This is a genomic window from Myroides sp. A21 (assembly GCF_000807225.1).
GTDB classification, from domain to species: domain Bacteria; phylum Bacteroidota; class Bacteroidia; order Flavobacteriales; family Flavobacteriaceae; genus Flavobacterium; species Flavobacterium odoratimimum.
Window position 1 is genome coordinate 2,340,978 of sequence record NZ_CP010327.1, and the last position, 25,909, is coordinate 2,366,886.

Genomic DNA, 25,909 nt, shown 5'->3' on the forward strand with positions numbered 1-25,909 from the left:
AAATAACAAATAATTTTTAAAAAAGTATGTTTTGTTGCTTTTGCTTTTTGTGACTTAACGAGTTAAATAGTATCTTTGGCGACTCAAAGTATTAAAATAATACCGATATGTTTGATAATTTAAGTGATAAATTAGATAAAGCCTTTCATATCCTTAAGGGACACGGCAAGATTACAGAAGTCAATGTAGCAGACACTCTAAAAGAGGTTCGTAGAGCTCTATTAGATGCCGACGTTAACTTTAAGATTGCTAAAGATTTTACTAATATAGTAAAAGAAAAAGCCTTAGGACAAGAGGTACTTACAACTTTACAACCAGGACAATTGATGATCAAAATCGTTAAGGACGAGTTGACTCAATTAATGGGAGGTGAGGCTGCAGGTATTAACTTATCTGGTAATCCTTCAGTTATTTTAATGTCAGGTTTGCAAGGGTCAGGGAAAACAACATTCTCTGGTAAACTAGCAAACTTCTTAAAGACAAAGAAAAATAAGAAACCTTTATTGGTAGCGTGTGACGTATATCGTCCTGCAGCTATTAATCAGTTACACGTAGTAGGTGATCAATTAGGTATAGAAGTATATTCAGAAGAAGGAAATAACAATCCTGTACTAATTGCAGAGAATGCTATTAAGCATGCGAAAGCAAATGGATTCAATGTAGTGATTGTCGATACAGCTGGTCGTCTAGCAGTAGACGAGGAGATGATGACGGAGATCGCTAATATTCACAAAGCAATTACACCACATGAGACGCTATTCGTAGTGGACTCTATGACAGGACAAGATGCCGTAAATACAGCGAAAGCTTTTAACGATAGATTAAACTTCGACGGAGTTATCCTTACTAAGTTAGATGGGGATACACGTGGAGGGGCTGCAATCTCAATTAAATCAGTAGTAAATAAACCGATTAAGTTTATCGGTACTGGTGAGAAGATGGAAGCGATAGATGTGTTCTATCCAGATCGTATGGCAGACCGTATCTTAGGGATGGGAGACGTTATCTCGTTAGTAGAGCGTGCACAGGCTCAATACGACGAAGAAGAGGCTCGTAAAATCCAGAAGAAAATCGCGAAGAATGAGTTCGGTTTTGATGATTTCTTAAATCAGATTCAGCAAGTGAAGAAGATGGGGAATATGAAAGACTTGATGGGGATGATACCTGGAGTTGGAAAAGCAATGAAAGATGTAGAGATAGAAGATGATGCGTTTAAACATATCGAGGCTATTATCTACTCAATGACACCTGCAGAACGTTCTAAACCATCCATTATAGATGTAAAACGTAAGAACCGTATCGCTAAAGGATCGGGTACAGATATACAACAAGTGAATCAATTGCTTAAGCAGTTCGATCAAATGAGCAAAATGATGAAGATGATGCAAGGGGCAAAAGGAAAGAATTTGATGAGAATGATGGGGCAAATGAAAGGCATGCAAAGATAATTAAAGAAGAAGGTTTAAGGTTCATTATGAGGTTTAAACCTTCTTTATTTACATACACACAACACACATTTTATTTTAATGCAACTACTAGACGGAAAAAAGGTATCGGAAGATATCAAGAATGAGATCGCTGTTGAGGTTCAACAGATGAAAGCTCGTGGAGAAAAAGTACCTCATTTAGCAGCAGTTATTGTTGGTACTAATGGAGCAAGTTTAACTTACGTAGGAAGTAAGGTTAAGTCTTGTGAGAAAGTAGGTTTTGAATCTACACTAGTTTCTTTGCCAGAAGAAACTACAGAAGAAGAGCTTTTAGCTAAAGTAAAAGAATTGAATGCTGATCCTGCTATAGATGGATATATCGTTCAATTACCTCTTCCAAAACACATTGATGAGCAAAAGATCTTATTAGCTATCGATGCGGATAAAGACGTAGATGGGTTCCACCCAACGAACTTCGGTCGTATGGCTTTAGAGATGGAGACATTCTTACCAGCTACTCCTTATGGAATCATGGAATTATTAGAGCGTTATAAAGTAGAGACAGCAGGTAAAAACGTAGTAGTTATCGGTCGTTCTCACATTGTAGGTCGTCCTATGAGTATTTTGTTAAGCCGTAAAGGTTACCCTGGAGATGCTACTGTGACATTAACGCATAGTCGCACTAAGAATATTGCTGAGATTACTAGAGAAGCAGATATTATCATTTCAGCATTAGGAGTACCTTACTTCTTAAAAGGAGATATGGTGAAGGATGGAGTAACTGTAGTAGATGTAGGTATCACTCGTGTACCAGATGAGACTAATCCTAGAGGATACGTTATCGCAGGAGATGTAGACTTCGATGAGGTTAGTAAGAAAGCTGCTTTTATCACTCCTGTACCTGGTGGTGTAGGACCAATGACAATAGCGATGTTATTAAAGAATACTTTATTAGCTAGATCAAGAAGAGCTAAAAAAGGGGAATAAGAATTAGACTATTCTATTTATATATGAAGAGAGATGAGAGATCATCTCTCTTTTTTTGTTTTATATTAATTGTCTTTACTGATGTGTTATATTGGAGATGTATTGTGTGACATGCAAAATATTGCATCTCTACTGATATGTTATATTGGAGATGTATTGTGTGACACGTAAGGTGTTGTGTCTCTATCGATGTGTTGTCTTGGATATGTATTGTGTGACATGCAAAATATTGCATCTCTACTGATGTGTTGTATTGGATATGCATTGTGTGACACGTAAGGTGTTGTGTCTCTACTGATGTGTTGTCTTGGATATGTATTGTGTGACACGTAAGGTGTTGTGTCTCTACTGATGTGTTGTCTTGGATATGTATTGTGTGACATGCAAAATATTGCATCTCTACTGATGTGTTATATTGGAGATGTATTTTTTGAAACACAAAATATTGTGTCTCTACTGATGTGTTGTATAGGATCTGTATTGTGTGATACGTAAGGTGCTATGTCGCTACTGATGTGTTGTATTGGGTATGTATTGTGCGACACGTAATGTAATGTGTTTCTATTAATAAATTATAAACAGTATTGTAACATTTGTTACAACACATACGGTAGATGGTTAATATTTTAGTATATTAACTGAAACAATATTGTAAAAAATGAAAACTCACTATCAAATCCTTATTATAGGAGCAGGAACTGCTGGTATAATGACAGCAGCTCAATTAAAGAAACGTAATCTCAATATAGATATTGGGATTATAGATGCATCAGAATTACATTACTATCAACCTGCATTTACACTAGTAGGGGCGGGAGCTTATGATAAGAAGAAAACTATAAAACCTACAAAGGATCTTATACCTAGTGGTGTAGATTGGATTCAAGATATGGTTATTTCTATGGATGTTGATAATAATCGCCTAAGTACTAAAGAAGGAATAACCTATACGTATGATTATTTAGTAGTCTGTCCTGGATTAGTGAATGACTTATCCTTGATAGAAGGACTAGCTGATGCTGTAGAGAAAGGTGTGGTGTGTAGTAATTATATAGACCCAGAATATACTTGGAAGCTATTACAAGAATTTAAAGGAGGAACTGCTATTTTTACTCAACCGAATACACCTATTAAATGTGGTGGAGCCCCTCAGAAGATCATGTATTTGGCATGTGATTATTTTCGCAAGAAAGGAATAGATAAGAATACTAAAATTCATTTCCCGATGCCTGGGAGTGTTATTTTTGGAGTTAAACCTATTGCAGAAACTTTAATGAAAGTAGTTGATAGATATGGTATCGACTTTAGACCTTTCCACAATCCGATTAAAATAGATGCTGATCATAAAAAGGTTTATTTTAAACGCACGAATATGCCTGATAATAAATGTGTGGTAATCTCTGACGGCAGTACTACTGTAGCTGATGGCAGTGTAGTAGAGATGTCTTTTGACTTCTTACATTTAGCACCGCCTCAAGTGGCACCACAGTTTGTAAGAGAATCTAATTTAGTAAATACTGCTGGTTGGTTAGATGTTGATTTAAACAGCTTACAACACAATAAGTATACTAATGTATTTGGACTCGGAGATGTGGCGGGTTTACCAACTGCTAAGACAGGTGCTGCAATACGTAAACAAGTTCCAGTAGTAGTAGATAATTTGTGTAAGTTATTAGATAATAAAGAAGTATCTAATAAAGAATATAAAGGTTATTCTTCTTGTCCATTAGTAACTGGGTATGGTAAGATGGTTTTAGCAGAGTTTAATTATAAGAATGAGTTTACACCTGATCCTAAGTTAAAACAGTTGTTGATTAATACAAGTGATCAGGAGCATTGGCGTTTATGGATGTTGAAGAAATATATGTTGCCCTATTTATATTGGAATAAAATGATGAAGGGGAAGCAAGTGTAGAATGGTTTATCTTTATCCTCTTAAAAAGAAGAATATGAAATTTCCAAAAGCAATAACAGATTTTATAGCAAAAGAGATAGAATGTACTCATTATTTTATGCCTCAGTTTTATCCTCAACAGGGCGATATTGAAGGTTTTCAAGATGGGTATAAGTATAATAGAGTTGAAGGAAAGGATATCACAGGAACTAAGGAAGGTGATTTTCATCCTAATTGGTATGTAATATGTGGAGGTTATGCACAAGATCCATATTGGATAGATATCACAGAAGAGGAGAAAGGCTTTCCTGTTTATTTTGCAGAGCATGGAGCAGGTAAATGGGAACCATTATTAGTAGCAGATTCTTTAGGTGAGTTTGAAGAGTGTGTGAAATATATGATTTATTTGACAGAATCTGAATTGTCTAAAGAAGAAATAGAGAGATTGTATAATGAGCGTTTTGATTTAGATAGTCCTTTTTGGGAATTGGTGTGGAGTGAGTTTTCTTTTGACGAAGAATAGTGAAGTTGGTTAACTATGATGTAATGAGTTATTGCCTTTTAAGTGTATTATTTTAGTATTGTTAAGAAGGTGTTTGATATGTTTAATTTTATGTTCTTAAATCATTTTATCTTTAATATATAATAATGGTTGTTTCTTTATTAGGAAACATTTAATTTTGTAATGTATTGATAATGAAAGATGGTTTAAAGTTTAATGTCATTTTTTTAGAAGAAGCTAAAGAGTTTTTAGACCATTTAGATTCTAAAGCTAGAGCAAAGATTATTTATAATATAAATAAAGCAAGCATCACTTCAGATATTGAATTATTTAAGAAGTTACAAGGTGATATTTGGGAGTTTAGAACAATGTATAGCTCTTTTTATTATAGGCTATTTGCCTTTTGGGATAAGTCAGATAATAAAAATACAATGGTGATTTCAACACATGGTATTATAAAAAAAGAGGATAAAATTTCTAAAAAAAAAATAGAAAGAGCTGAACGATTGAGAGATGTCTATTTTAATAGTAAAGAGAAGTAAAATGAAAACATATAGCTTAGAAGAAATTACTGATTTATATATTGGTGAGAGAGGAACAGAGAGTAGAGAAGAGTTTGAGAATGAATTAAGGCTTGACTTGTTAGGACAACAAATAAAACAAGCAAGACAAAAGCGTAATTTAACACAAGAGGAATTAGGTCTCTTAGTAGGAGTAAAAAAAGCTCAGATCTCAAAGATAGAGAATAGCACTACAGATGCTCGTCTGACTACTTTATTAAAAGTATTTAAGGCGTTGGGATTAAAGGTGAGTTTTAATGTTGAGTTAGATAGTCAAGCAACTATTTAAGAATTGGATAAGGTATATCGTAGGCTATCTTTTAGATAGCCTTTTTTGTATCTAATAAATAGTATTTTTACTTAAAAGAACATCATGAGAAGTGATAATATAAAGTGGGCAGCTTTAGTACCAGAGTTTGTAGTATCTGACTTAGCTATTAGTTTACAGTTTTGGTGTGATTATATAGGGTTTGAAGTAATGTATGATCGAAAGGAAGAGTACTTTGCCTATTTAGGTATGGGAGATGCACAAGTAATGCTAGAACAATATAATCCTGCTGATAGAGAATGGGAGACAGGGATATTAGAAAAGCCGTATGGTAGAGGAATAAACTTTCAGATAGAAGTAAATGCCATAATACCTATTCTAAAACGACTTCAAGAGGCTAATTATAATGTGTTTATTGATGCAGAAGAGCGTTGGTATAGAGCAGACGATGTAGAGTTCGGTCAGAAACAGTTCTTAGTACAAGATCCTGATGGGTATTTATTGAGATTAATAGAGAACTTAGGAGAGCGAAAATTAGCTGAATAAAGTGATTGCATTAGAAGACATAAGTCAATACTTTAGTGCTGTGATAAAACATAGAAGAGATGAAAACAAGAGAAGAGCTACAGGGTAAGTGGTATAAGAAAGGCGAGAAGTATGCTAAGGAGATTAATGAGATGGTCGCTTTCGGTACAGAACACGGCTGGGATAAATGGGATGGTGAAGAAGCAGAGGACACAAGAGGTAAACTTGCAGAAGCAGTTATTGAGTTATTAAGAGAAGCTAATGTTAATGGTGCAGTAGATACTTTTAGACAAGAGTTTCCTCCTGCACATGCCCCTATTATACCAATGTTAGATGACAAAGGGAGTTATATAGGAGATATTTGTTATATAGCAGAAGATAGTGTCGCTTTTATGCAAGGGACTTCTTATGAAGAGCGACAAGCATATATAGCGAAAGGAACAGAAGTAGTTGCATTAGACAAAGAGATTAAAAGCATTGGACAGTCTATGCGCAACCTTGTTTATGCGATAGCGTATGCAGATAAGATAGTGACTCGTCAAGGATGGGAAGGAGAAATTATAACAGAGTTTACATTAGATACTTTAGCGAATATAGGAATTACAAGACTTATTCCTTTTAGTGATGGGCTGAAAGTATTGTTCATCTCTTCAGAGGGAATTTATTTATTAAATACTAAAGAAGAGAAACTGTTGTTTCCAATACTAGAAGAAGGGGAAGAAAACAATGGATTATCTATGGATCATGCTACTTTATCTCACGACAATAAGTATATTGTAGTAGGAGAGCAGTGTAGCGATCACATCGTTTTGGACAGTGAAGGGAATAAAGTAGGATCAGTAGGTCCACAATCTGAGTATCCTCATTATTGTTTGTTTACTAAAGATGATAAACAACTATTGACTAACTCTTGCCATTTTTACAATGGGATATCGATAGGGGTAGATGGAGATAAGTTAGATGGAATGGATATACCAGGATGGGATGATCATGAGGATATTACGATATTAGATGAAGGAATGCGTGTGTATGCTGGTGTAGCTTTTAATGACTACTATATCTTAGGAGATGCTTATGGATATATCAGAGCAATACATAAAGACGGAAGAGAGCTGTGGCAACATTTCTTAGGTTCTACCATAAGTGGAATGGTATTATCAGAAGATGAGAAGACATTATATGTAGGTACATATGCAGGTATATTACACAAGCTGACTTTGAATAAGCCTGTAAGAGATACACATACTATTGGTACTGCTGATATTTATGAAGACTTCCGTTTGTTACTTTGGAAGAATGAGAATAACGTATTGGTTTGGTAATCAATTGATATAAGAATGAATAAAGCTACTTTACGATATGTTAAAGTAGCTTTTTTTTATACTAAAGGTTTTAGTTAAGTAGTTATCTATAGAACACTTAACTAAAACTTATAATTATGAAACACTTAATTTTATACAGCTTTCTACTGATTACTTCTATGTGTATAGGACAGAATGCTAAGACTGATTTAGAAACCTATGTTCCTAAAAAAGACAATTACTCTTTTACTACGATTAAATTTAATGTACCTGCCTTTCATTGGAAAGAAAAGATAGATAGTGTTTCTTTTGAAGGAAGTTTGATCATACCTAAGACAGGCTTCGATAAAGTAGTGATTATTAAACCAGGTACAGGATATAATACACGTAATACACATAGCTATTTAGCAGAAGCCTTATTAGGTCACAATGTAGCTGTATTTAGATATGATGAAAGAGAGATGGGAAATTCAGGAGGAACAGGAGGTGGAAATATGTCATATAGCCCTTCTATGATGGGTGCAGAATTAGCTTCGGCCTTTCAGATGTTAAAGAAGAGAGAAGAGTTAAAGGATAAAAAGATCGGTGTAATAGGACATAGCATGGGAGGGATTGCTATTATGGATGCTTATGCTCATTCTTTTGATCCTGATTTTTTAGTGATGTTATCATCACCTGTTGTGTCTGGTAAAGAGATGTTTTTATACCAACTAAAACAAGAGGAGAATGGTTTTCAAGATTATTTTGCCTATGATACTCAAGAAGAAAAAGAAAAGGTGTATAATGAACTAGCTGATTATTATATTTCAATTAAGGATGATAAGAACTATTGGAAGATGTATAAGAAAAAGATGAAGGAGATAGGATATACAGATAAGAAAACTAAAACGAGGTTTCGATTTCTAATAGGACATGCAGAAAGAGATATAGTGGCAAAAGACAATCAGGATAAGTATAGAGCGATAGCTATACCGATGTTTTATATGATAGGAGATCAAGATGTATTAGTAGATCCTATTAGCAATGTTGAATTGCTTCAGAGTTTTCATAATAAGAATATAGCAATAGAAGTATTAGAAGGGGAGAATCATTTCTTTGCTGATGGAGAAAGTTATGAAATCCATCAAGTACCTAAACAAAAAATAGTGGACTGGGTGTTAAAGCAATAGTTGAGTTAATTAGCATTTCAATACCTTATCTTTATCATTATATTAAGAATTGATAGAGTAAATTAGAGCTTTATAATTTCACTCTATACCTCATGCGACATTTAAGATATATAGTAGTGGCACTATGTGTTACTACATTCTGTATTGGACAAAATCCACAAGACAAAAACACAAGTATAAATGACAGTTTAGCTTCTTTATATCAATCTAAAGAAGAAGTAAACCCAGGTAATAAACTTACTCTACAGCAGTATGTAGAAGATCTTTATATTAATACCTGTAAGTTGTATCACAAGGGAGCTATTCCTACTATAGAACCTGGGAACTTTAGTGTGATGGTAATAGATAAAAAAGGAGATGGAAATACGATGATGAAGTCAAAAGACTTAGCCTTGTTAAAAGTAGAAGATGTAAAAGAAATACGCTTCGAAAAGTCAAAACAGACAGATGTCATGTATGGCTATAAAAAAGGTGATTTTGGGATGATTGTCATTACGAAATAGATATAAAAAGAGGCTGTAATCCCATTACAGCCTCTTTTTGATTAACTTAATTATGGTTTATACTGAGGGTTTTCTTTGTAGAAGTTGTTCCAAAAGCCATCATTGTAAGATACCCTATCTAGTAAAGTTTTGCTTTTGTTTTTAAATTCATACTCTATGAATTCGACGTCATTTGTTTTTAAATCAAATAAATGTGAGTCAGTAGAGTTGGTGAAATTATGTTTTTCTCCATTATGATAAGTTTCATCACTAAAGGATCTATAGAAGAAGTTAGTAGCATAGTATTTACCATTATTGAGGAGATCTTTGAATACGCTGATATTTTCTTCCTTAGCAGTCCTTAATGCAATACGCTCTATATTAGAATTGTGTTTATACTTACTTTTTAAATAGTCAGCATCTAATGATGATTCCCATGTTTCAACCACTTTTACTATGGCATAGTTATCTTGATTAATATAAATTCTACCTGAGTATTTAGAGGGATCAGCTTTATTAGTGTAATTCCAACCCTCTCTCTCTGTTTCGAATGCGATAACATATAAGTTACTATCATTAGGATCTTTTGATTCTATAAACGAGAGTTTAAACTTCTTGTATTTTCTTTTGTGTAATATATTAGAGTATTGAATTGGATTCTCTCTGCCTCTAAAAATATGGTCTGTATTTTTTATGTTCTTAATACCTCTATTGTTCCATTTTACTTGTTGTACCTCAAAAGTTGTTCTGTTCAAGCCTAAATAGGTTTCCTGGTAATCTTTAGTTATTATTTCAAGGTCAAATATTTTAGTATCGTTCTTATAGATTAATTCATGACTAAATCTAGTGAAGTTAAATGGTTCAGTAGGGTGGTTCTCAGCTTTCTTTTTGATAGCAAGGCGGAGTACTTCTTTTGGAGTAAGTTGTTTGGTGATAACTAATTCATCTAGTAAGTCAAAGTTGGCTTCTAATGAGATAACAGAAGCTAATTCATTTAAGGATACAGTATAGTTATCATATCCTAGAGCTTGTATCTCTAGTGTAGAGTTACCTTTTGTCTTAGGGTCAAAAGGAAGTTCATAATACCCATTGTCATCCGTTACTCTATAGATATCTTGTTCTACTAAGATAATAGTTGCAAAGGCGATAGGCTGTTGAGTATCTTTATCTAATAGTTGCCCTTTAAAAGAACCTTGTTCTTGTTTGATTTCTTTAGAAGGTACAGTTACCTTGTTTTGGGTATCTTGTTTCTTTATCTTTTTTCGTTCTGCTTGTGAAGCAGTATTTAGAAATATATAACCATCGTGAAATAAGTCTAATCTCTCCTTAGTATACTCTACGAAGTGAAGTAGCCTTGTATCCATAGGTAGATGCATTGCTTCCTGATTAGAAGAAATATACAGATAAGGAGTGTTTAACTTTTGTAACTGATCTTCAAAAGAACCTTCTTGAATAGGAGTAGCATGTAAGGTACGTGTCCCTGTATCGAACAGGGAATCATTGGCATGTAATGTACCTAGACTAAATACTTTCTCTTTATAATAATCTTTTATTTGTCGTCCCATAGAGATGAAGGCTCTTGCCTGTACATTTCCACTATTCGGGTTGCTGTACATAACATGGATATTATCAGCCCATACCATGATTTTTTCTTGAGGATGCCTTTTAATATACTGTATTAAGTTATCCGCCATCTGTTTATCGCGATAGTTGTCATCTTTAGAGGCAAGGTCACTTGTCATAATTGGTTCTTTCGTATCATTGACTGATTGTGCAGTGCTTAGAAGACCTTTAGTGATTTGTACCCAAGTAAGATTAGTGTCTGTTTGAGGTAACTTCTCTATAGCAGTAATTATTCTTTTAAGCTCTTTTTCAAAAGCAGTAAACTTGATATCTTGATTATCGTATTTATAAGTAACTAGCAATGCCTCTAATGCGATACCGAAGTCATCCGAGTCAAGCTTTAAACTTATTTTTTGTTGCTCTAGGTAAGTAAAGAAGTCTTCTATGAAGATATCCTCATTTAGGATTTGCGAGTCATATCCTATCACTTTAAGGTTGTTATCTTCTATATACTTAACTAATCTTTGAAACTCTTGACTATTACTCCATGTACTAAAAATAGCTTGATTAAACGCATCAGGATTAAACCCCTGTTGATTCATCTTCCATATATCATATACAGGAGACTCCATAGCGAAAGTAGTAAAGCCCATTTCTTGGTGTAGGTATTCAACTACTCTTGCCTTCATCTCAAAGATATTATCATACATATGTGTTTGTTCTCCTAACATGACGATTTGCTTGTCTTTGAGCTCTTCTTTAAGGAAAGACAGGTCTGTTAGTTCCTTAGTGTCTGGTGGAAGTAGTGGCTGTATTATTAACTCTTGTGCTTTAGTCATGGTGATTACTAAAGCCATTAGTAAGGTGAATAAAAATCTCATATTATAGTGATTATTTCTAGTTGGTTATAGATATAACCTTAAATATAAGGTTCATATTGTTTAATCAGAAGGTGTTATTTGATTGTTTAACATATTTGTCATAAGGTGTCATGTATTTTGAAATTAAAATAACTACAGTTAGTATATCTAAATAAAACTTTATTTTATCACCAATAAGTCTACCTATTACTTATATAATCAGAGTAATTTTTTTACTAGTTTTTGTTTAAATTTGACGCTTCAAGATAAATTGAATAATTGTGATAAAAGAGGCATTTTCTTATAAAGGGACTATCAACAGAAAGGCATATATCGTAAGTCTAGTAACTTACTTTGTGTTGTTGTTTTTAAGCTTCTCAGTATTTGCGAGATTAAGTGGCGCTTTTTTCGGAATACTATTTCTAATAGTCTTTATAGGGTTACATATCTATCTTTTTGGTAAAGGGACTAGACGCTGTCACGATTTAGGTAAGAAAGGGTGGGAACAGTTTAGTTTCAGAACTTGGTTAGGTATGTTATCTAGAGAGATAAAAGTGAGTAAACCTGTATCAGAGTCAATAGAAGGTTAAAAAGGATGTAGTGGGTATTATACCATTACATCCTTTTTAGTTCCTTCGTATAAAGGGTATACTCTTAGAACACACTGTTGTTTAGAAGAGCTAACTCTTCTTCTGTAGGTTGATTTTTAGGATCTATAAATGCATTAAAAGCAGGTGTGTCATCACAGTAGATAATGTCAAAAGAGAATCTCTCATCACCATACAGCCCTCTGTGTATACTATTCGCAGAGAAGATAAATAGATCACCTCTATTTAGATTAAACACTTGCCCTCGTTCCAGAGCATCACTTGGATGACGACCATGCTGAGATAGTCGAGTGTCTTCTTCTATAGGCATATCCCATAACCGATGAGTAGCAGGGATGATTTCTATTCCATTTTCTTTCTTCAGTGGGATTCTAAAGTGAACTACATTTTCTGTCTTAATCTTTTCTTGTTGTTCTTCTATCGAAAGCCCTGTATACTGAATATCCCTATGCCAATAGTTCTTTTGTTCCTTGTGATAAGGATCAAAGAATAATTGAGTATTTAAGAATTTAGCTTTATCAGGAAAGATAGATTCGACAATATCTATAAGTTTAGCCTGAGCAATGAATTGGAATAATGCTAGCCTTTCTTGTTTAGTAATAAAAGGACTACTCGTAAGGCTATGACTGTTGATTAAGCCGTTCTTATACTCTTGTTCATTTTCTATTAACCATTGCTTGTGAAAGTTGTTAAGTATCAATTCTATAGATGTTAATTCTTCTTCCATAAAGAAACTAGGTAGGTATAGATAACTATTTTGTTCAAAGTCTAGAGGCATAACACAGCTATTAGAGATTTTATAATACGAAGATAAACTACTGAAGTGAAATAGTGTAATGCTAATTTAAATTGTCCTATTTATTCCCCTATTTTCACAATAGATTCTCAATATTATAACTAGAATTAATGAACAAGATATTTTTATTGGTGTATATTTGTTGATGTCTCATTAGAGGCGGTATGGCAAAAAAAATAAATTATCAATGGAAATTTATAACAAAAGACAGTTATTATTTAATACTAAATACAATGCTATAAGAAGTAAATATAAAATAGTAGGAGCAATACGCTTGATCGTATTCTTCGCTATTATTTATTTCTTCTATCTAGCTTTGGCTAACGCGGATACCTTTTACTTATATTTTACAGGAGGGCTTATTGTTGCTTTCTTAGTATTGCTGCGTGTACACGTAGAGTACTCTTGGAAAATGCGCTATGTACAGGCTCTTAAAGAGATTAATACAGATGAGCTTGCCTTCTTAGAAGAGGATAAAAGACCTTTTGATGCAGGAGAAGAGTTTAAGACTACAGAACACCCTTATGCTTTTGACTTAGATATTTTTGGGCATAAATCTTTGTATCAATACCTAAATAGGACAGCAACGTTTATAGGAAAACAAAAGCTTGCAGATTTATTAAAAGGCAAATTGACATCAGAAGCTATTTTAGATAATCAAGAAGCGATTAAAGAACTTTCTCAGAAGGTAGAATGGAGACATGAGATTAATGCTTATAGCAAGCTGTCTAATCTAGATGAGAAAGCGTATACAAGATTAAAGAAATGGAGTGACACAGCCGTAGTACCTATTAGTAAACTAGGCCGTGCATTAAGTTATGTGTTACCTGTGTTATTAGGGATTTCGATTGTTTTATACTTTCTGTTAGACCTTGATTTTATGGGATATGTGATCTCTACCTTATTCTCCTTTAACTTAATACTGACTTTATCACAGATAAAGAATATTCAGGCAGAACTAGGAGGAGCAGATAAGGTACATGAGACTATAGAGAGCTGTAGTTCTATCATTAAGCGTATAGAAAGAGAGACTTTCACTACAGATAAAATGAAATCCTATATCAGTGAATTAAATAAAGATTCTTTTCAAGCGAGTAAAGAGTTAAAAGAACTATCAAAATTATTCGAACAGTTAGAGACTGTGGCTAATATCTTTGTGATGGTTGTGTTTAACGGTTTTGTGCAGTATCATGTACACGTATTACACCGCTTTTTAGATTGGAAAAAGAGTAAAGGACATCTTGTGCCTAAAGCAATAGAGATTATAGGAGAGGTAGAAGCGCTTAATTCGCTAGCGAACTTCTCTTATAACAATAGACATTATACCTTCCCTATTATCAGTGAAGAGGGAGAGATGAAGTTTAAAGATCTAGGGCATCCACTGCTAAATGAGAAGAAGAGAGTCTGTAATGATATCAACTTTAGCAACCAACGCTTTGTGATTCTGACAGGATCTAATATGTCTGGTAAGAGTACTTTCTTGCGTACCATAGGGGTTAATCTTGTACTAGCTAGTGTAGGAGCGCCTATCTGTGCTACGAAAGCTACTTTCTTCCCACTGCCGTTATTTGTATCGATGAGACTGACAGATTCATTAGAAGATAGTGAGTCTTACTTCTATGCAGAGGTGAAAAGGCTAAAGATGATTATCGAACAGGTGAGAGAAGAACCATGCTTCGTACTACTAGATGAGATACTTAGAGGAACGAACTCTGATGATAAGCAGAGCGGGACGATAGGAGTGATCCATAAGTTGATTAGGGAGAAGACCTATGGTGTGATCGCTACTCATGATTTAGAGGTATGTGAGACAACGAATAAATTCCCTGATATTCTAATCAATAAATGTTTTGAGGTGGAGATAAAAGAAGATGATTTACACTTTGACTACAAGATAAGAGATGGTGTATGTCAGAATAAGAATGCGACATTCATTATGAAAAAAATGGAAATTATAGATTAATTTATAGCAATAGAGAATTCAAAAAAGTCACTTCGGTGGCTTTTTTTTGTGCCATTTATTGGAGTGGTCGCATAGTTATCGCATAGTGGTGGCATACTGCTCGCATAGTTTTGGCTGTTTTTAATGCGATCACTATGCGATAAAACTGCCATTATGATACTAGCAGAAGACAGAAGGTGAAAAAAAGAACCTGTTTAGGTTCTCTGTAGTATTCTTAAAGAAAACCACGAAGAGAATCTAAACAGGTCTCAAAAAAAAGAGATACTTCTGCAGAAGAAGTATCTCTAAAAATTACATTATAAGAAAAACTAATTACATAGTCTTAATTAACTCATTAATAAGCTCACGAGCGATAGGCTCAGCAGCTTCTACAGCTCTAAGTACATCTTCGTGATGTGCTTCTACGATACCTTCTTCATTCCCCATATCTGAGATAACAGAGATACCGAATACTTTCATATCCATGTGACGAGCTACGATTACTTCTGGTACTGTAGACATACCTACACAGTCTGCTCCTACAACGCGTACCATTTTATACTCCGCTAATGTTTCAAAAGTTGGTCCTTGTAATCCGTAGTATACTCCTTGTTTAATATCGAAGTTTTTCGCTTTAGCTATTTCTTGTGCTTTCTTAACTAAAGTTCCTGTATACGCATCATTCATGTTTACGAAACGAGGTCCGAAGCGCTCATCATTATGTCCTCTTAGAGGATGATCAGGGAATGCATTGATATGATCTGTGATGATCATAATATCTCCTACTTTAAATGTAGGGTTAACACCTCCTGAAGCATTAGATACGATCAATGTTTCTACTCCCATATACTTCATTACTCTGATAGGGAATACTGTTTTTACCATTTCGTATCCTTCGTAGTAATGGAAACGACCTTGCATAGCCATTACTTTTTTATTACCAATCGTACCAAAGATTAAAGCACCTTTGTGTCCTTGTACAGTAGATACTGGAAAATTAGGAATTTCTGAGTAAGGAATTTCATGCTCTATTTTAATATCAGCAGTAAGGTTTCCTAATCCTGACCCCAATACAATACCTATCTCAGGTTTGAATTGTGTCTTTTCAATTAAATACTTAACCGTTTCTTGTACTTGCTCCCACATAGTTTAAAATTGTTTTATCAAACTCCTCTTGATTGTTTAAAAAGGAAGTCTGAATTGGTAAATAATATAATTTATTCGAGGGGATTAGTCCATTTAAGCGGACATAATCTTTCTCTGTTGTAATAATCTTACTCTCTTTTGCTTTGTTCAAAATTAACTCAATGTCAGTAGATGAAAAATGATGATGGTCAGGAAATGTTAAACAAATTGTTTTATCGCCCTTTAGATGGTCAAAAAAACTTTGTGGTTTAGCAATACCAGCTACCATTAAAAACTCTTCTTTTTTTAAGTCTTCTACTGAGATAGAATCAGCCTTTGAATATGCAAGTTTACTGAATTCAATATACGTAAAAAAAGACAATTGTCCCAGTTTGAGATTTAATTTTTTAACAATCGAGTTTTGTTCTGTTGAGGATAACGTAGGAGGGCATTTGGTGACGATGATGATATCTGCTCGTTTCGCTCCTCTACGACTTTCTCTAAGGTTACCTGTCGGCAACATATAATCGCTATAGTACGGTTCATCATAAGTAGTCAGTAGAATATTAAAACCACCTTTTACAGCTAGGTGCTGAAAAGCATCATCTAGAACGATGGCTTGAGTATCTGTTCTTCGTTTTAGGATATTCTCTATTCCGTTTACTCTTTTTGCATCTACTGCTACAGCGATATTGTCAAACTTGTGATGATATTGGAAAGGTTCATCACCGATTTGCTCCATAGTCGTATGTTCATCTGCGAGGAAGAAGCCCTCACTTTTGCGTTTATACCCTCTACTAAGAGTCGCTATTTTGTATTTGTCTTTTAAAAGTCGTATTATGTATTCCACCATAGGCGTTTTACCAGTACCACCTACACTTAAGTTACCTACTACTATAGTAGGTGTACTAAAAGAGGTTCTCTTCAATATATTTATTGAATAAAGGTAATTGCGCAGGGAAGTGATCCCGCCATATAAGATGGCAAAAGGGAAGAGTAATTTTCGCAGTAATTCCATAATACGAAATTACCAATTTTTTTATCTTTGAGAAAATATATAAATTACAGTTCAAAATTATTTGAGAAATGAAGTTAAGAGAAGTAATCACTGTGTTAGAAGAGATGACACCGTTATCGTATGCAGAGGGATTTGATAATGTCGGGTTATTAGTAGGGGACTATAACTTAGAAGTAAGTGGGATCCTAGTCTGTCATGACGCTTTAGAGACCGTGATAGACGAGGCGATAGAGAAGAAGTGTAATATGGTAGTATGCTTTCACCCAATCTTGTTTTCTGGATTAAAGAAGATAACAGGAAAGAGCTATGTAGAGAGAGCTGTAATTAAAGCGATCAAACACGATATCGCTATCTATGCTATACATACTGCACTAGACAATCATCAAGAAGGGGTGAATAAGATCTTCTGTGATACGCTAGGATTAAAAAACACAAGTATATTAATACCGAAAGAGAACTATATTCAAAAACTAGTGACTTATGCTCCTCGAGTGAATGCAGATGAAGTGAGACAGGCTCTGTTTAATGCAGGAGCTGGTGCTATAGGTAATTATGATTTGTGCAGTTTTACGACGGAGGGCAAGGGAAGTTTTAGAGGTAATGAGAAGAGTAGTCCTGCTATAGGAGAACCACTAAAATATGAAGAAGTAGAGGAAGTCAAAGTAGAAGTAATATTTGAAAAGCATTTACAAGGGAAGGTATTAAAAGCCTTGTTTGATTTAGACTTCTATGAGGAGAAAGCTTATGAAATATATACTCTAGAGAATAAACTACAAAATGTAGGAATGGGGATGATAGGTGAACTAGAGGAAGAGATGGACGAGGTAGCATTCTTACAGATGGTCAAAGCAAAAACAGGAACTGGAGGTATTAGACATAGTGCGCTATTAGGGAAGCCGATAAAGAGAGTAGCTGTGTTAGGAGGCTCTGGAAGTTTTGCGATAGGGGCTGCATTATCACAGAAAGTAGATGCTTATATCACCTCAGATTTGAAATATCACGATTATTACCAAGCTGAAAGTCAGTTGGTTTTAGCCGATATAGGGCATTTTGAAAGTGAAAGGTATACAAAAAATTATATAACTGACTTTCTTTCAAAAAAAATAACTACTTTTGCAGTTATTTTATCAACAGTAAATACGAATCCAGTTAACTACTTATAATGATGACAAAGAAAAAAGAATTAACCGTTGAAGAGAAGTTAAGAGCACTTTATGACTTGCAATTGATTGACTCAAGAATTGACGAAATCAGAAATATGAGAGGAGAATTGCCTCTTGAAGTTGAAGATCTACAAGATGAGGTTGCTGGACTGAACAAACGCTTAGAGAAATCAAATATAGACTTAAGTAATATCGAAGCGAGTATTAAGGATAAAAAAGCTGCTATTGAGGAATTCAAAGCTGCTATCGTAAGATATACTGAGCAACAAAATGAGGTTAAAAACAATAGAGAGTTTAACTCATTAGAAAAAGAGATTGAGTTCCAGAAGTTAGAGATTGAGCTTGCTGAAAAACACATCAAAGAGATGAAAGTTAGCATCGAGCACAAGAAAAACACAATTGCAGAGACAGAAACTAAGTTAGCTGCTAGAAAAGAGCACTTAGGACATAAAGAAGCTGAATTAAACAGCATTATGTCTGAGACTGAGCGTGAAGAGAAAATCTTATTAGAGAAATCAGAAGAGTTCAAACAAGATATCGAAGAACGTTTATTAGTAGCTTATAACAGAATCAGAAATGGTGTTCGTAACGGTTTAGCTGTTGTATCTATCGAGCGTGGTGCATCAGGAGGATCTTACTTTACTATTCCACCACAAACTCAAGTAGAGATTGCGGCACGTAAGAAGATTATTACAGATGAGCACAGTGGACGTATTTTAGTTGATAGTGCTTTAGCTGAAGAAGAAAGAGAAAAAATTGAAGCTATTATAGCTAAATTATAATATCAGAAAGCCTCTTGTGAAAGAGGCTTTTTTTATTTTCAGAAGTTATATATGGTTAAGTGTCTAGGTTTATTGATTAATTTATTGTCGTTATTTGCTCCTAAGAGAGCATGTGCTATTGCTTATAAGTTATTCTCTACACCTCGTAAAGGGCAACTTAAGCGAAGAGATATTCCAAACTTTTTAGCTCAAGCTCATCAAGATAGATTTGTCTACGATGGACTGAGTATTCAATGCTATCGCTGGAATCAAGAGCGATCAGAGTTGCCATTAGTTATGCTGTTTCACGGCTGGGAGAGTAATGCTGGTCGTTGGGAGGAACTAGTGACTTATTTAGATGATCAGTACCAGTATGTCAGTATAGATGCGATGGGACTAGGTCTTAGTGATGGAAGTAATCTGAGTGTTATCGATTATTCTCACTTGATGGATCATTGTTTACGAGGTTTAGACCACAGTATGTTGTAGCCCATTCACTAGGAGCGTTTGCTCTATTACACCAGATGAGTGTAGTGAAATATGACTTTGTAGAGAAGGTTGTTTTAATGGCTTGTCTAGATCGTTTTCAGCATGTAATTGATAATTATATTGGCATGTTAGGATACTGGAAGAAAGTATCTAGCGATTTGTTACGATTCTTAGAAGGGTTAATCGATATGGATATGGGAGAGTATGCTAGTCGTAACTTTATAAAATCACTGTCTAATCAGACATTGATTATTCACGATAAAGAGGATGTAGTAGTAGAATTGGCTGAGTGTACAGTTTTTCATGATTTCGCCAACCAAAAGGGAATAGAGGTTTATTATACAGAAGGATTAGGACATTCTGTTCAAGATAGAATTGTCTTCGAAAAAATTAAGAATTATTTTATGAATTAGCTTCGCTATAGCATTGTTTAATAGCAAATAAAATAGCTAATTTTGTGATATGGAAAAAATGCAAACACGTTTAAATAAATATTTGTCTGAAGTAGGTTTTTGTTCTAGAAGAGAAGCAGATAGACTTATAGATGAGGGGAGAATCACTGTCAATGGTGTAGTGCCAGAGATGGGGACAAAAGTGTCTGAAGATGATGAGATACGCGTAAATGGACAATTAATCGTTAATAAAAATGAAGAGAATGTTTATTTAGCTTTTTATAAACCTATCGGTATTGAGTGTACTACTAATACGAGTGTACGCGATAATATCGTGGATTATATTAATTATCCAAAACGCATCTTTCCAGTAGGACGATTAGATAAGGACAGTGAAGGGCTTATTCTGATGACGAATGATGGAGATATCGTGAATAAGATATTGCGTCAAAAGAACGATCATGAGAAAGAGTATATTGTTACTGTAAACAAGCCTATTACAGATCGTTTTATTCAACGTATGGGAGCTGGAGTACCTATATTAGACACAGTGACTAAGAAGTGTAGAGTAGAACAGATCAGCAAGACTGTGTTTAGAATATTCCTTACTCAAGGTTTAAACAGACAGATTAGACGTATGTGTGAGTATTTTGACTATGATGTAGTAGCATTAAAAAGGATACGTATTATCAATATTTCTCTAGATGTACCTGTGGGAACTTATAGAGACTTGACAAAAGCAGAATTAGATGAGCTTAACCGCTTAATAGAGCCTTCTGTAATGACAGAGGAAGCTAGTCTAAATAAAAATCAAGAGAGTCAACAGAGTGTTCGTCGTAGAATGACTACAGGAAGAGATTCTGGAAGAGAGGGAAGAAGAGGAGACGGAAATCGTGAGGATAGAAGACCGAGAAGAAACTTCGATAGAGAACGCAATAATAGCGTGAACAAACCAAAAGTGGTGAAGAACGAAAGATTAAGAAATAGAAGAAGAGAGAACTAGTTTAGTTCTCTTTTTTTGTTTGTACTAATCTCTAAAGCTCTTTTATTTAGAATTAATAAGATTAAATAGTGCATTTTGTGCATAAAGTCAGAATTATGGGTAATTCTGACTTTTTTTATTTATAAAAGTTATTAGTTAATAATATGTAAATTTTAGTAAAATATTAAAGGTTATTATGTTTTGTTTTTAGAATATTACGATGACGATTATTGTCTCTTTTGTGTATCTATTTATATTTAGTCTAAGTTATTATGGTTGTTTAGTTATAAGTAAATATATTTGTCTTCAATTTATAATTAATCTAAATAATATAATTACTAACACAACATTAAGTTCTTAGAACAATGAAACACTATCTATTATTAATTTTTGCAATTTTTAATATAGGTCAGTTTACTTCTTTTGCACAAGAAAAGCCAGTTGTTATTTCTGGAGTTGTACAAGATGCGAATGGCGAACCTATTGATTATGCTACAGTCAGCTTATTAGATACTCATCATAGTGAGTTAACTGATAATAAAGGACGATATACTATTAAAACAAAAAGACCTGGTAAGTACAAATTAGTTGTACAACACGTCAGTTATGAGTCTAAAGAGTACTCATTTGAGGTGAAAGCAGGAGAGAGTATAACACATAACTTCAAACTTGATACGAATAACTCTTTCTTAGACAATGTAGTACTACAAGTAAAACAGCCTATCGAGAAAGTTAGAGAATCTGCTTATAACGTAGTTGCTATAGATGCAAAGCCACTTTACAATACGTCATTAGATGTAGCTGGAGCACTTGATAGAGTATCTGGTGTGAAAGTGCGTAAAGATGGTGGGGAGGGATCTGACTATAATTTCTCAATGAATGGATTTAGTGGTAAACACATTCGATTCTTTATAGATGGTGTACCTATGGAAGGATTTGGTAGTGAGTTTAAAATAAACAACTTACCGATCACAATGGTTGACAGAATCGAAGTTTATAAAGGTGTAGTGCCTGTGGAGTTCGGATCTGATGCCTTAGGAGGAGTAGTGAATATTATCACAAACAAATCTAAAGAGACTAAAATAGATGCTTCATTTACTACTGGTTCATTCCATACATACAAGAGTCATCTGAATGTGAGTAAAGCCTTTAATAATGGTATAGTAGCTCAGTTAAATGCTTTTCAGAACTACTCAGATAATGATTATAAAGTATTAGTCCCTGTGGTAGATCTACAATCTGGGGTTTATTCTAAAGAGAAACAATGGGTAAGACGCTTTAATGATCGATTCCAAACTGCTACTGTAGTAGCTAAAGTAGGGGTGGTAGATAAGTCTTATGCTGACCGACTTATGCTTGGATTTACTTATGGAGAAGGAAAACGCGGTGTGCAGACAGGTACTATTATGGAGAAAGTATTCGGAGATAAGAAACGTCGTTCTGTAACAATTATGCCTTCATTAGAATATAGCAAGAAGAACCTATTTATAGATGGATTAGATGTAAGTATTACATCTAATTATAATGGAGGGTATAATCAAAATATAGATACCTCTTCTTATAAATATAACTGGGCAGGTGAGCGTATCAAAACCTTAAAACAAGGTGAGTCTGGTGGAGGTCCTTCTATGACTAAGTTCTATGATCATAATGGTTCAACTACTTTTAATGTAAATTATAAATTAAATGACAAGCACTCATTTAGTTTTAATGATGTAATGTACTACTTCAACAGAAAGACAAAAGATCCATTAGCTGTAAAAGAAACTCAATCAGAAAAGAACAGTGAGATAAAAAGAAGTAGTTTTAAAAATATTATGGCACTGTCTTATCGCTATAATATTCTAGATAATCTGAATGTGTCTCTATTCGGTAAACACTACAGTATCAAACATACTTATCAAAGTGAAAGCACTAAAGTAGATAAAACAGGATACGGTATCGCTGCTACATACTTGTGGAAAGATCTACAGTTCAAAGCTTCTTATGAAAATACATTTAGACTACCTACTGATAGCGAGTTGTTTGGAGATGGAGACTTAGTATGGGGAAATACAGGTCTAAAACCAGAGCAAGGTAAAAACTATAACCTGAATATCAGTTACTCAGGTGTGATTAATAAAATACATGCTGTATTCGTAGATGCAGGTTTTGTATACAGAGATACTAAAGATTATATCCGCAGTAATCCTTATGGTTCAGGATCTCGTGCAACTAGTGTGAATATCGGAGGAGTAGAGAGCTATGGTATCAATGTGGAAGCTCGTTATACGTACAATGATTTTATATATGCAGGAGGTAGTTTAACTTCTCAAAATATCAGAAGTAAACAAAAATATACTATTGGAGATTATGGAGTAGAGAACCCATACTACAATGAGAGAATTCCTAATGAGCCTTATTTCTTCGGATCAGCAGATGTGGGGATTATTATTAAAGATTTAGGAAAGAAAAACAACAATTTAAATATAGGGTATAACCTTCGCTATATAGATCATTATAGCTACGATTTTAAAGGAATCGGTGAAGATCCTATATGGATTCCGTCTCAAGCTGTGCACGATCTAAGTGCTTCATACAGTTTATTTAATAATAAAATACACTTAACCGTAGAGGCTAATAACCTATTCGATAAACTAGCTTATGATAACTATAGTTTCCAAAAACCAGGAAGAAACTTCATGTTTAAAATACGCTATACATACTAAAATTACTAATCTATAATAAATACAATTAAAATGAAAAAAAGAGTTTTTTCGACATTTGCTTTTGCTATGATATTTGGGGCATTGTCGGTGACTAGTTGTTCTTCTGATGATAATAGTACTCCTACACCTGAAGAAGGTGGAACTGATGGAGGAAATAAAGTAGAGTGGAAGTACGTAATCGGGGCAAGTGCTTCTAAAACGAACTTATTACTGACTACCAATGACCTTAAATCTGGAGAAATATCTGCTAAGGGAAATGGATTAACGGCATTAGGAACTACAGTTTATACTTATGGAGGAAATAGAGCTTATGTTTTTGAATATAGAAAAGGAGATCCTTCTGGAATGCAGAGCTGGTTATTAACACCTAATGGAAAATTGAGTAAACATACTACAGTTGACCTACCTACTCGTGAGGAGTTTATTACGAATTTCGGTAAATATATGATCGCTACAACTGGTGGTTTGAAATTAACTACAGGAGAAAAGGCTCAGGCTTTTAACTTCATAGATGGTAACAGTGGAGGAATTAAGTATACATCTTATGTAAATGTAGAAAACATTGCAGAAAAAGGAGAGTATGCTAACTTCGCAGGTCTTGAGACGATTGGTAATGATCGTTTTGTTATGGCTATCGAACCATTTAAAATCACTAAAGATGATAAAGAAGATAATACTTCTGCTTATAGAGATAGAGCATGGTTAGCTGTTTTTAAATTTGATGAAAGTGCTACGGATGTTAATAAAAAAGTAGTATTAGAAAAAGTAGTGAAGAGTGATAAGATGAGTTTTGCTGTAGCGCGTTACCGTTCTAGCCGTGTATCTACTATCGGAAAAGCGGGTGATGGAAACGTTTACTTATTCTCTCCTAATGCTACTAATGGTGATGGAGTATCATTCTCAAGTAAGCCAAGTGCTGTTATTAAATTTGACTCTAAAAAAGGAGACTTCGATAATAACTATTACTTTAACTTAGAACAGATCTCAGGAACAAAAGTATATAAAGCATTCGCTATCGGTGGGGATTATTTCTTACTTAATATGTTCGTAAGTCCTAGTAAAGCAAGTAATATGGCTGCTGCTAATAAGTTGGCTGTATTTAATGTTGTGACAGGAGACTTTAAATGGATTGAAGGGTTGCCTGCTGCTAATGATATTGCTGCTGCTGGAGCACCATTCGTGGATGGGAAAGAAGTATTTTTACCAATCACTGCAGAGTCAAAATCATTTGTTTATTCTTTAGATGCTACAGCTGCTAAGGCTACTAAAGGTCTTGAAATTAAAGATCTAGCTGATGGAAGTATTGGTACAATTGGTAAAATTAATGTAGAAAAATAATAATTTAATTATATAAAGTATTCGAAATAAATTAGGGTTGTTTATTATAAGAGGTTATACAGTTTGTATAGCCTCTTTTTTTGTTGAAAAGGATAAGGATGTAGAATTAAAAAATATGCAGCTAACTATAAATAGGCATTAGAGATATAAAAAACTTTGATACTATATCTTTAAATAAGTATATGTTTATCTGAAAGTGAGTGTACTATTAATGAGATGTATTGCTTTTTAAAACACTTACATCATGTGAATTGTGTTAAGTCCACCCCTTTGTCCACCCCCTTAAAGGTGACATTCTGTTATAGAGATTATACTTTTATCAAATAAACCTAAAGTTATAGTCTGCTTCATTATAGCATGACTATAAAATACACCACCACATATTATTTGACTTGGAAGTTACTATTGTATAGGTATAGATAATAGTTGAATAATGATAAAAGTATAAATATGAAGACCTTATTATTTTTAAGTATTATCATCAATAGAACAATGGAGTATGTCTCTCTATTAAAGAAAAGTATGATATGGAGTATAAATGAGAAACTATCTAGTAGTTCAATAAAATCGAAAAGATTGCTAAGAAGAGTTAGAGGTTCTTCTTTAAAGGAAGAGGTGCTACAAATAAGTGATGATTCTAATAAACAAACTAATTATATGTCTATAGGCATGGAGTGTTATCTGTGTCAAAAAATAAAAGAGTTTGAGAAACAAAGAAAATACTTGGATAAATCAATATCACTAAGTAATCTTTCTGCAAGCTTAGGAGTTAATCATCGCTATGTGTCTTACTACATTAATATGTATAAAGAAAAAGACTTCGCTACGTATATTAATGAATTGAGGATTTCTTATATGGTAGATACTTTAATAAGTAAACCACATTATCTGACATATAAGATAAGTTATTTAGCAGATAAGAGCGGTTTTGCTTCTCATAGTCGTTTTACGATTAATTTTAAAAAATATACAGGTGTATTGCCTTCAGAGTATATTAGTGAGTTGAAACAGAAAAAGACCATGGAAGGATGTAATATCTAAAATCGTCT

Annotated in this window: 24 protein-coding genes; 20 read left to right on the forward strand and 4 right to left on the reverse strand. The window is 33.9% G+C overall.

The annotated features are described in order from the left end of the window. Positions 1–107: 107 nt before the first annotated feature. The 10 genes from ffh to MYRA21_RS10720 all read left to right on the forward strand — a co-directional run bounded on the left by ffh (position 108) and on the right by MYRA21_RS10720 (position 9,136). A complete protein-coding gene (ffh, locus tag MYRA21_RS10675; RefSeq protein ID WP_006256930.1) occupies positions 108–1,448 on the forward strand; it encodes a signal recognition particle protein in 1,341 nt (446 codons plus the stop codon). Positions 1,449–1,526: 78 nt separating this feature from the next. Continuing rightward, the gene (locus MYRA21_RS10680; RefSeq protein ID WP_006256929.1) at positions 1,527–2,414 is read left to right on the forward strand and encodes a bifunctional 5,10-methylenetetrahydrofolate dehydrogenase/5,10-methenyltetrahydrofolate cyclohydrolase; all 888 of its coding nucleotides are present in this window, start codon (positions 1,527–1,529) and stop codon (positions 2,412–2,414) included. A gap of 658 nt (positions 2,415–3,072) precedes the next feature. After that, a complete protein-coding gene (locus tag MYRA21_RS10685) occupies positions 3,073–4,329 on the forward strand; it encodes an FAD/NAD(P)-binding oxidoreductase (RefSeq protein ID WP_006256927.1) in 1,257 nt (418 codons plus the stop codon). 34 nt (positions 4,330–4,363) lie between these two features. Beyond that, a complete protein-coding gene (locus MYRA21_RS10690) occupies positions 4,364–4,831 on the forward strand; it encodes a hypothetical protein (RefSeq protein WP_006260739.1) in 468 nt (155 codons plus the stop codon). A gap of 173 nt (positions 4,832–5,004) precedes the next feature. Further along, entirely contained in the window at positions 5,005–5,352 is a 348-nt protein-coding gene (locus tag MYRA21_RS10695) for a type II toxin-antitoxin system RelE/ParE family toxin (protein ID WP_006260740.1), read from the forward strand. A 1-nt stretch (position 5,353) separates the two neighbouring features. After that, the gene (locus MYRA21_RS10700; protein WP_006260741.1) at positions 5,354–5,659 is read left to right on the forward strand and encodes a helix-turn-helix domain-containing protein; all 306 of its coding nucleotides are present in this window, start codon (positions 5,354–5,356) and stop codon (positions 5,657–5,659) included. Between the two features lie 84 nt (positions 5,660–5,743). Continuing rightward, positions 5,744–6,184: a VOC family protein gene (locus tag MYRA21_RS10705; RefSeq protein WP_006260742.1), complete on the forward strand. Its 441-nt coding sequence runs from the start codon at positions 5,744–5,746 to the stop codon at positions 6,182–6,184. A 59-nt stretch (positions 6,185–6,243) separates the two neighbouring features. Next, complete coding sequence (locus MYRA21_RS10710; RefSeq protein WP_006260743.1) at positions 6,244–7,485, forward strand: hypothetical protein; 1,242 nt, start codon at positions 6,244–6,246, stop codon at positions 7,483–7,485. A gap of 116 nt (positions 7,486–7,601) precedes the next feature. Beyond that, positions 7,602–8,633 (forward strand): alpha/beta fold hydrolase, encoded by a 1,032-nt coding sequence (locus MYRA21_RS10715; RefSeq protein WP_006260744.1) that lies wholly within the window; start codon positions 7,602–7,604, stop codon positions 8,631–8,633. 92 nt (positions 8,634–8,725) lie between these two features. Next, positions 8,726–9,136 (forward strand): hypothetical protein, encoded by a 411-nt coding sequence (locus MYRA21_RS10720; RefSeq protein ID WP_006256919.1) that lies wholly within the window; start codon positions 8,726–8,728, stop codon positions 9,134–9,136. Positions 9,137–9,186: 50 nt separating this feature from the next. On the opposite strand, the gene MYRA21_RS10725 is transcribed toward MYRA21_RS10720, so the two are convergent. After that, positions 9,187–11,559, reverse strand: a complete 2,373-nt coding sequence (locus MYRA21_RS10725) for an erythromycin esterase family protein (protein ID WP_006260745.1) — start codon at positions 11,557–11,559, stop codon at positions 9,187–9,189. 260 nt (positions 11,560–11,819) lie between these two features. On the opposite strand from MYRA21_RS10725, the gene MYRA21_RS10730 reads away from it, so the two are divergent. Continuing rightward, entirely contained in the window at positions 11,820–12,128 is a 309-nt protein-coding gene (locus MYRA21_RS10730) for a DUF805 domain-containing protein (RefSeq protein WP_006260746.1), read from the forward strand. A 64-nt stretch (positions 12,129–12,192) separates the two neighbouring features. Here the strand turns inward: MYRA21_RS10730 and MYRA21_RS10735 are convergent, their stop codons facing one another. Then, positions 12,193–12,924 (reverse strand): phytanoyl-CoA dioxygenase family protein, encoded by a 732-nt coding sequence (locus MYRA21_RS10735; RefSeq protein WP_039328972.1) that lies wholly within the window; start codon positions 12,922–12,924, stop codon positions 12,193–12,195. Positions 12,925–13,129: 205 nt separating this feature from the next. Here MYRA21_RS10735 and MYRA21_RS10740 point away from each other — a divergent pair, with 205 nt between their 5' ends. Beyond that, a complete protein-coding gene (locus tag MYRA21_RS10740; RefSeq protein WP_006260748.1) occupies positions 13,130–14,905 on the forward strand; it encodes a DNA mismatch repair protein MutS in 1,776 nt (591 codons plus the stop codon). A 312-nt stretch (positions 14,906–15,217) separates the two neighbouring features. Here MYRA21_RS10740 and MYRA21_RS10745 read toward each other — a convergent pair whose 3' ends face one another. Together MYRA21_RS10745 and lpxK are read right to left on the reverse strand one after the other, a co-directional pair. Next, the gene (locus tag MYRA21_RS10745; RefSeq protein ID WP_006260749.1) at positions 15,218–16,030 is read right to left on the reverse strand and encodes a purine-nucleoside phosphorylase; all 813 of its coding nucleotides are present in this window, start codon (positions 16,028–16,030) and stop codon (positions 15,218–15,220) included. Continuing rightward, the gene (gene lpxK / locus MYRA21_RS10750; RefSeq protein ID WP_006260750.1) at positions 16,002–17,027 is read right to left on the reverse strand and encodes a tetraacyldisaccharide 4'-kinase; all 1,026 of its coding nucleotides are present in this window, start codon (positions 17,025–17,027) and stop codon (positions 16,002–16,004) included. Before lpxK ends, MYRA21_RS10745 begins: the two co-directional genes overlap by 29 nt. A gap of 68 nt (positions 17,028–17,095) precedes the next feature. On the opposite strand from lpxK, the gene MYRA21_RS10755 reads away from it, so the two are divergent. The 8 genes from MYRA21_RS10755 (at position 17,096) to MYRA21_RS10785 (ending at position 25,901) form a co-directional block, all read left to right on the forward strand. After that, a complete protein-coding gene (locus MYRA21_RS10755) occupies positions 17,096–18,190 on the forward strand; it encodes a Nif3-like dinuclear metal center hexameric protein (protein WP_006260751.1) in 1,095 nt (364 codons plus the stop codon). A gap of 2 nt (positions 18,191–18,192) precedes the next feature. After that, positions 18,193–18,972, forward strand: a complete 780-nt coding sequence (locus tag MYRA21_RS10760; RefSeq protein ID WP_006256911.1) for a zinc ribbon domain-containing protein — start codon at positions 18,193–18,195, stop codon at positions 18,970–18,972. Positions 18,973–19,023: 51 nt separating this feature from the next. After that, the gene (locus MYRA21_RS19320) at positions 19,024–19,440 is read left to right on the forward strand and encodes an acetylxylan esterase (RefSeq protein ID WP_235279893.1); all 417 of its coding nucleotides are present in this window, start codon (positions 19,024–19,026) and stop codon (positions 19,438–19,440) included. Between the two features lie 35 nt (positions 19,441–19,475). Continuing rightward, entirely contained in the window at positions 19,476–19,853 is a 378-nt protein-coding gene (locus MYRA21_RS19325) for a hypothetical protein (protein WP_235279895.1), read from the forward strand. A gap of 49 nt (positions 19,854–19,902) precedes the next feature. Next, complete coding sequence (rluF, locus tag MYRA21_RS10770) at positions 19,903–20,835, forward strand: 23S rRNA pseudouridine(2604) synthase RluF (RefSeq protein WP_039328975.1); 933 nt, start codon at positions 19,903–19,905, stop codon at positions 20,833–20,835. A gap of 344 nt (positions 20,836–21,179) precedes the next feature. Further along, complete coding sequence (locus tag MYRA21_RS10775) at positions 21,180–23,522, forward strand: TonB-dependent receptor (protein ID WP_006256908.1); 2,343 nt, start codon at positions 21,180–21,182, stop codon at positions 23,520–23,522. A gap of 30 nt (positions 23,523–23,552) precedes the next feature. After that, positions 23,553–24,860, forward strand: coding sequence for a DUF4374 domain-containing protein (locus MYRA21_RS10780; RefSeq protein ID WP_006256907.1), 1,308 nt, complete (start codon positions 23,553–23,555; stop codon positions 24,858–24,860). Positions 24,861–25,310: 450 nt separating this feature from the next. Beyond that, entirely contained in the window at positions 25,311–25,901 is a 591-nt protein-coding gene (locus tag MYRA21_RS10785) for an AraC family transcriptional regulator (protein ID WP_006260753.1), read from the forward strand. Positions 25,902–25,909: the final 8 nt, after the last annotated feature.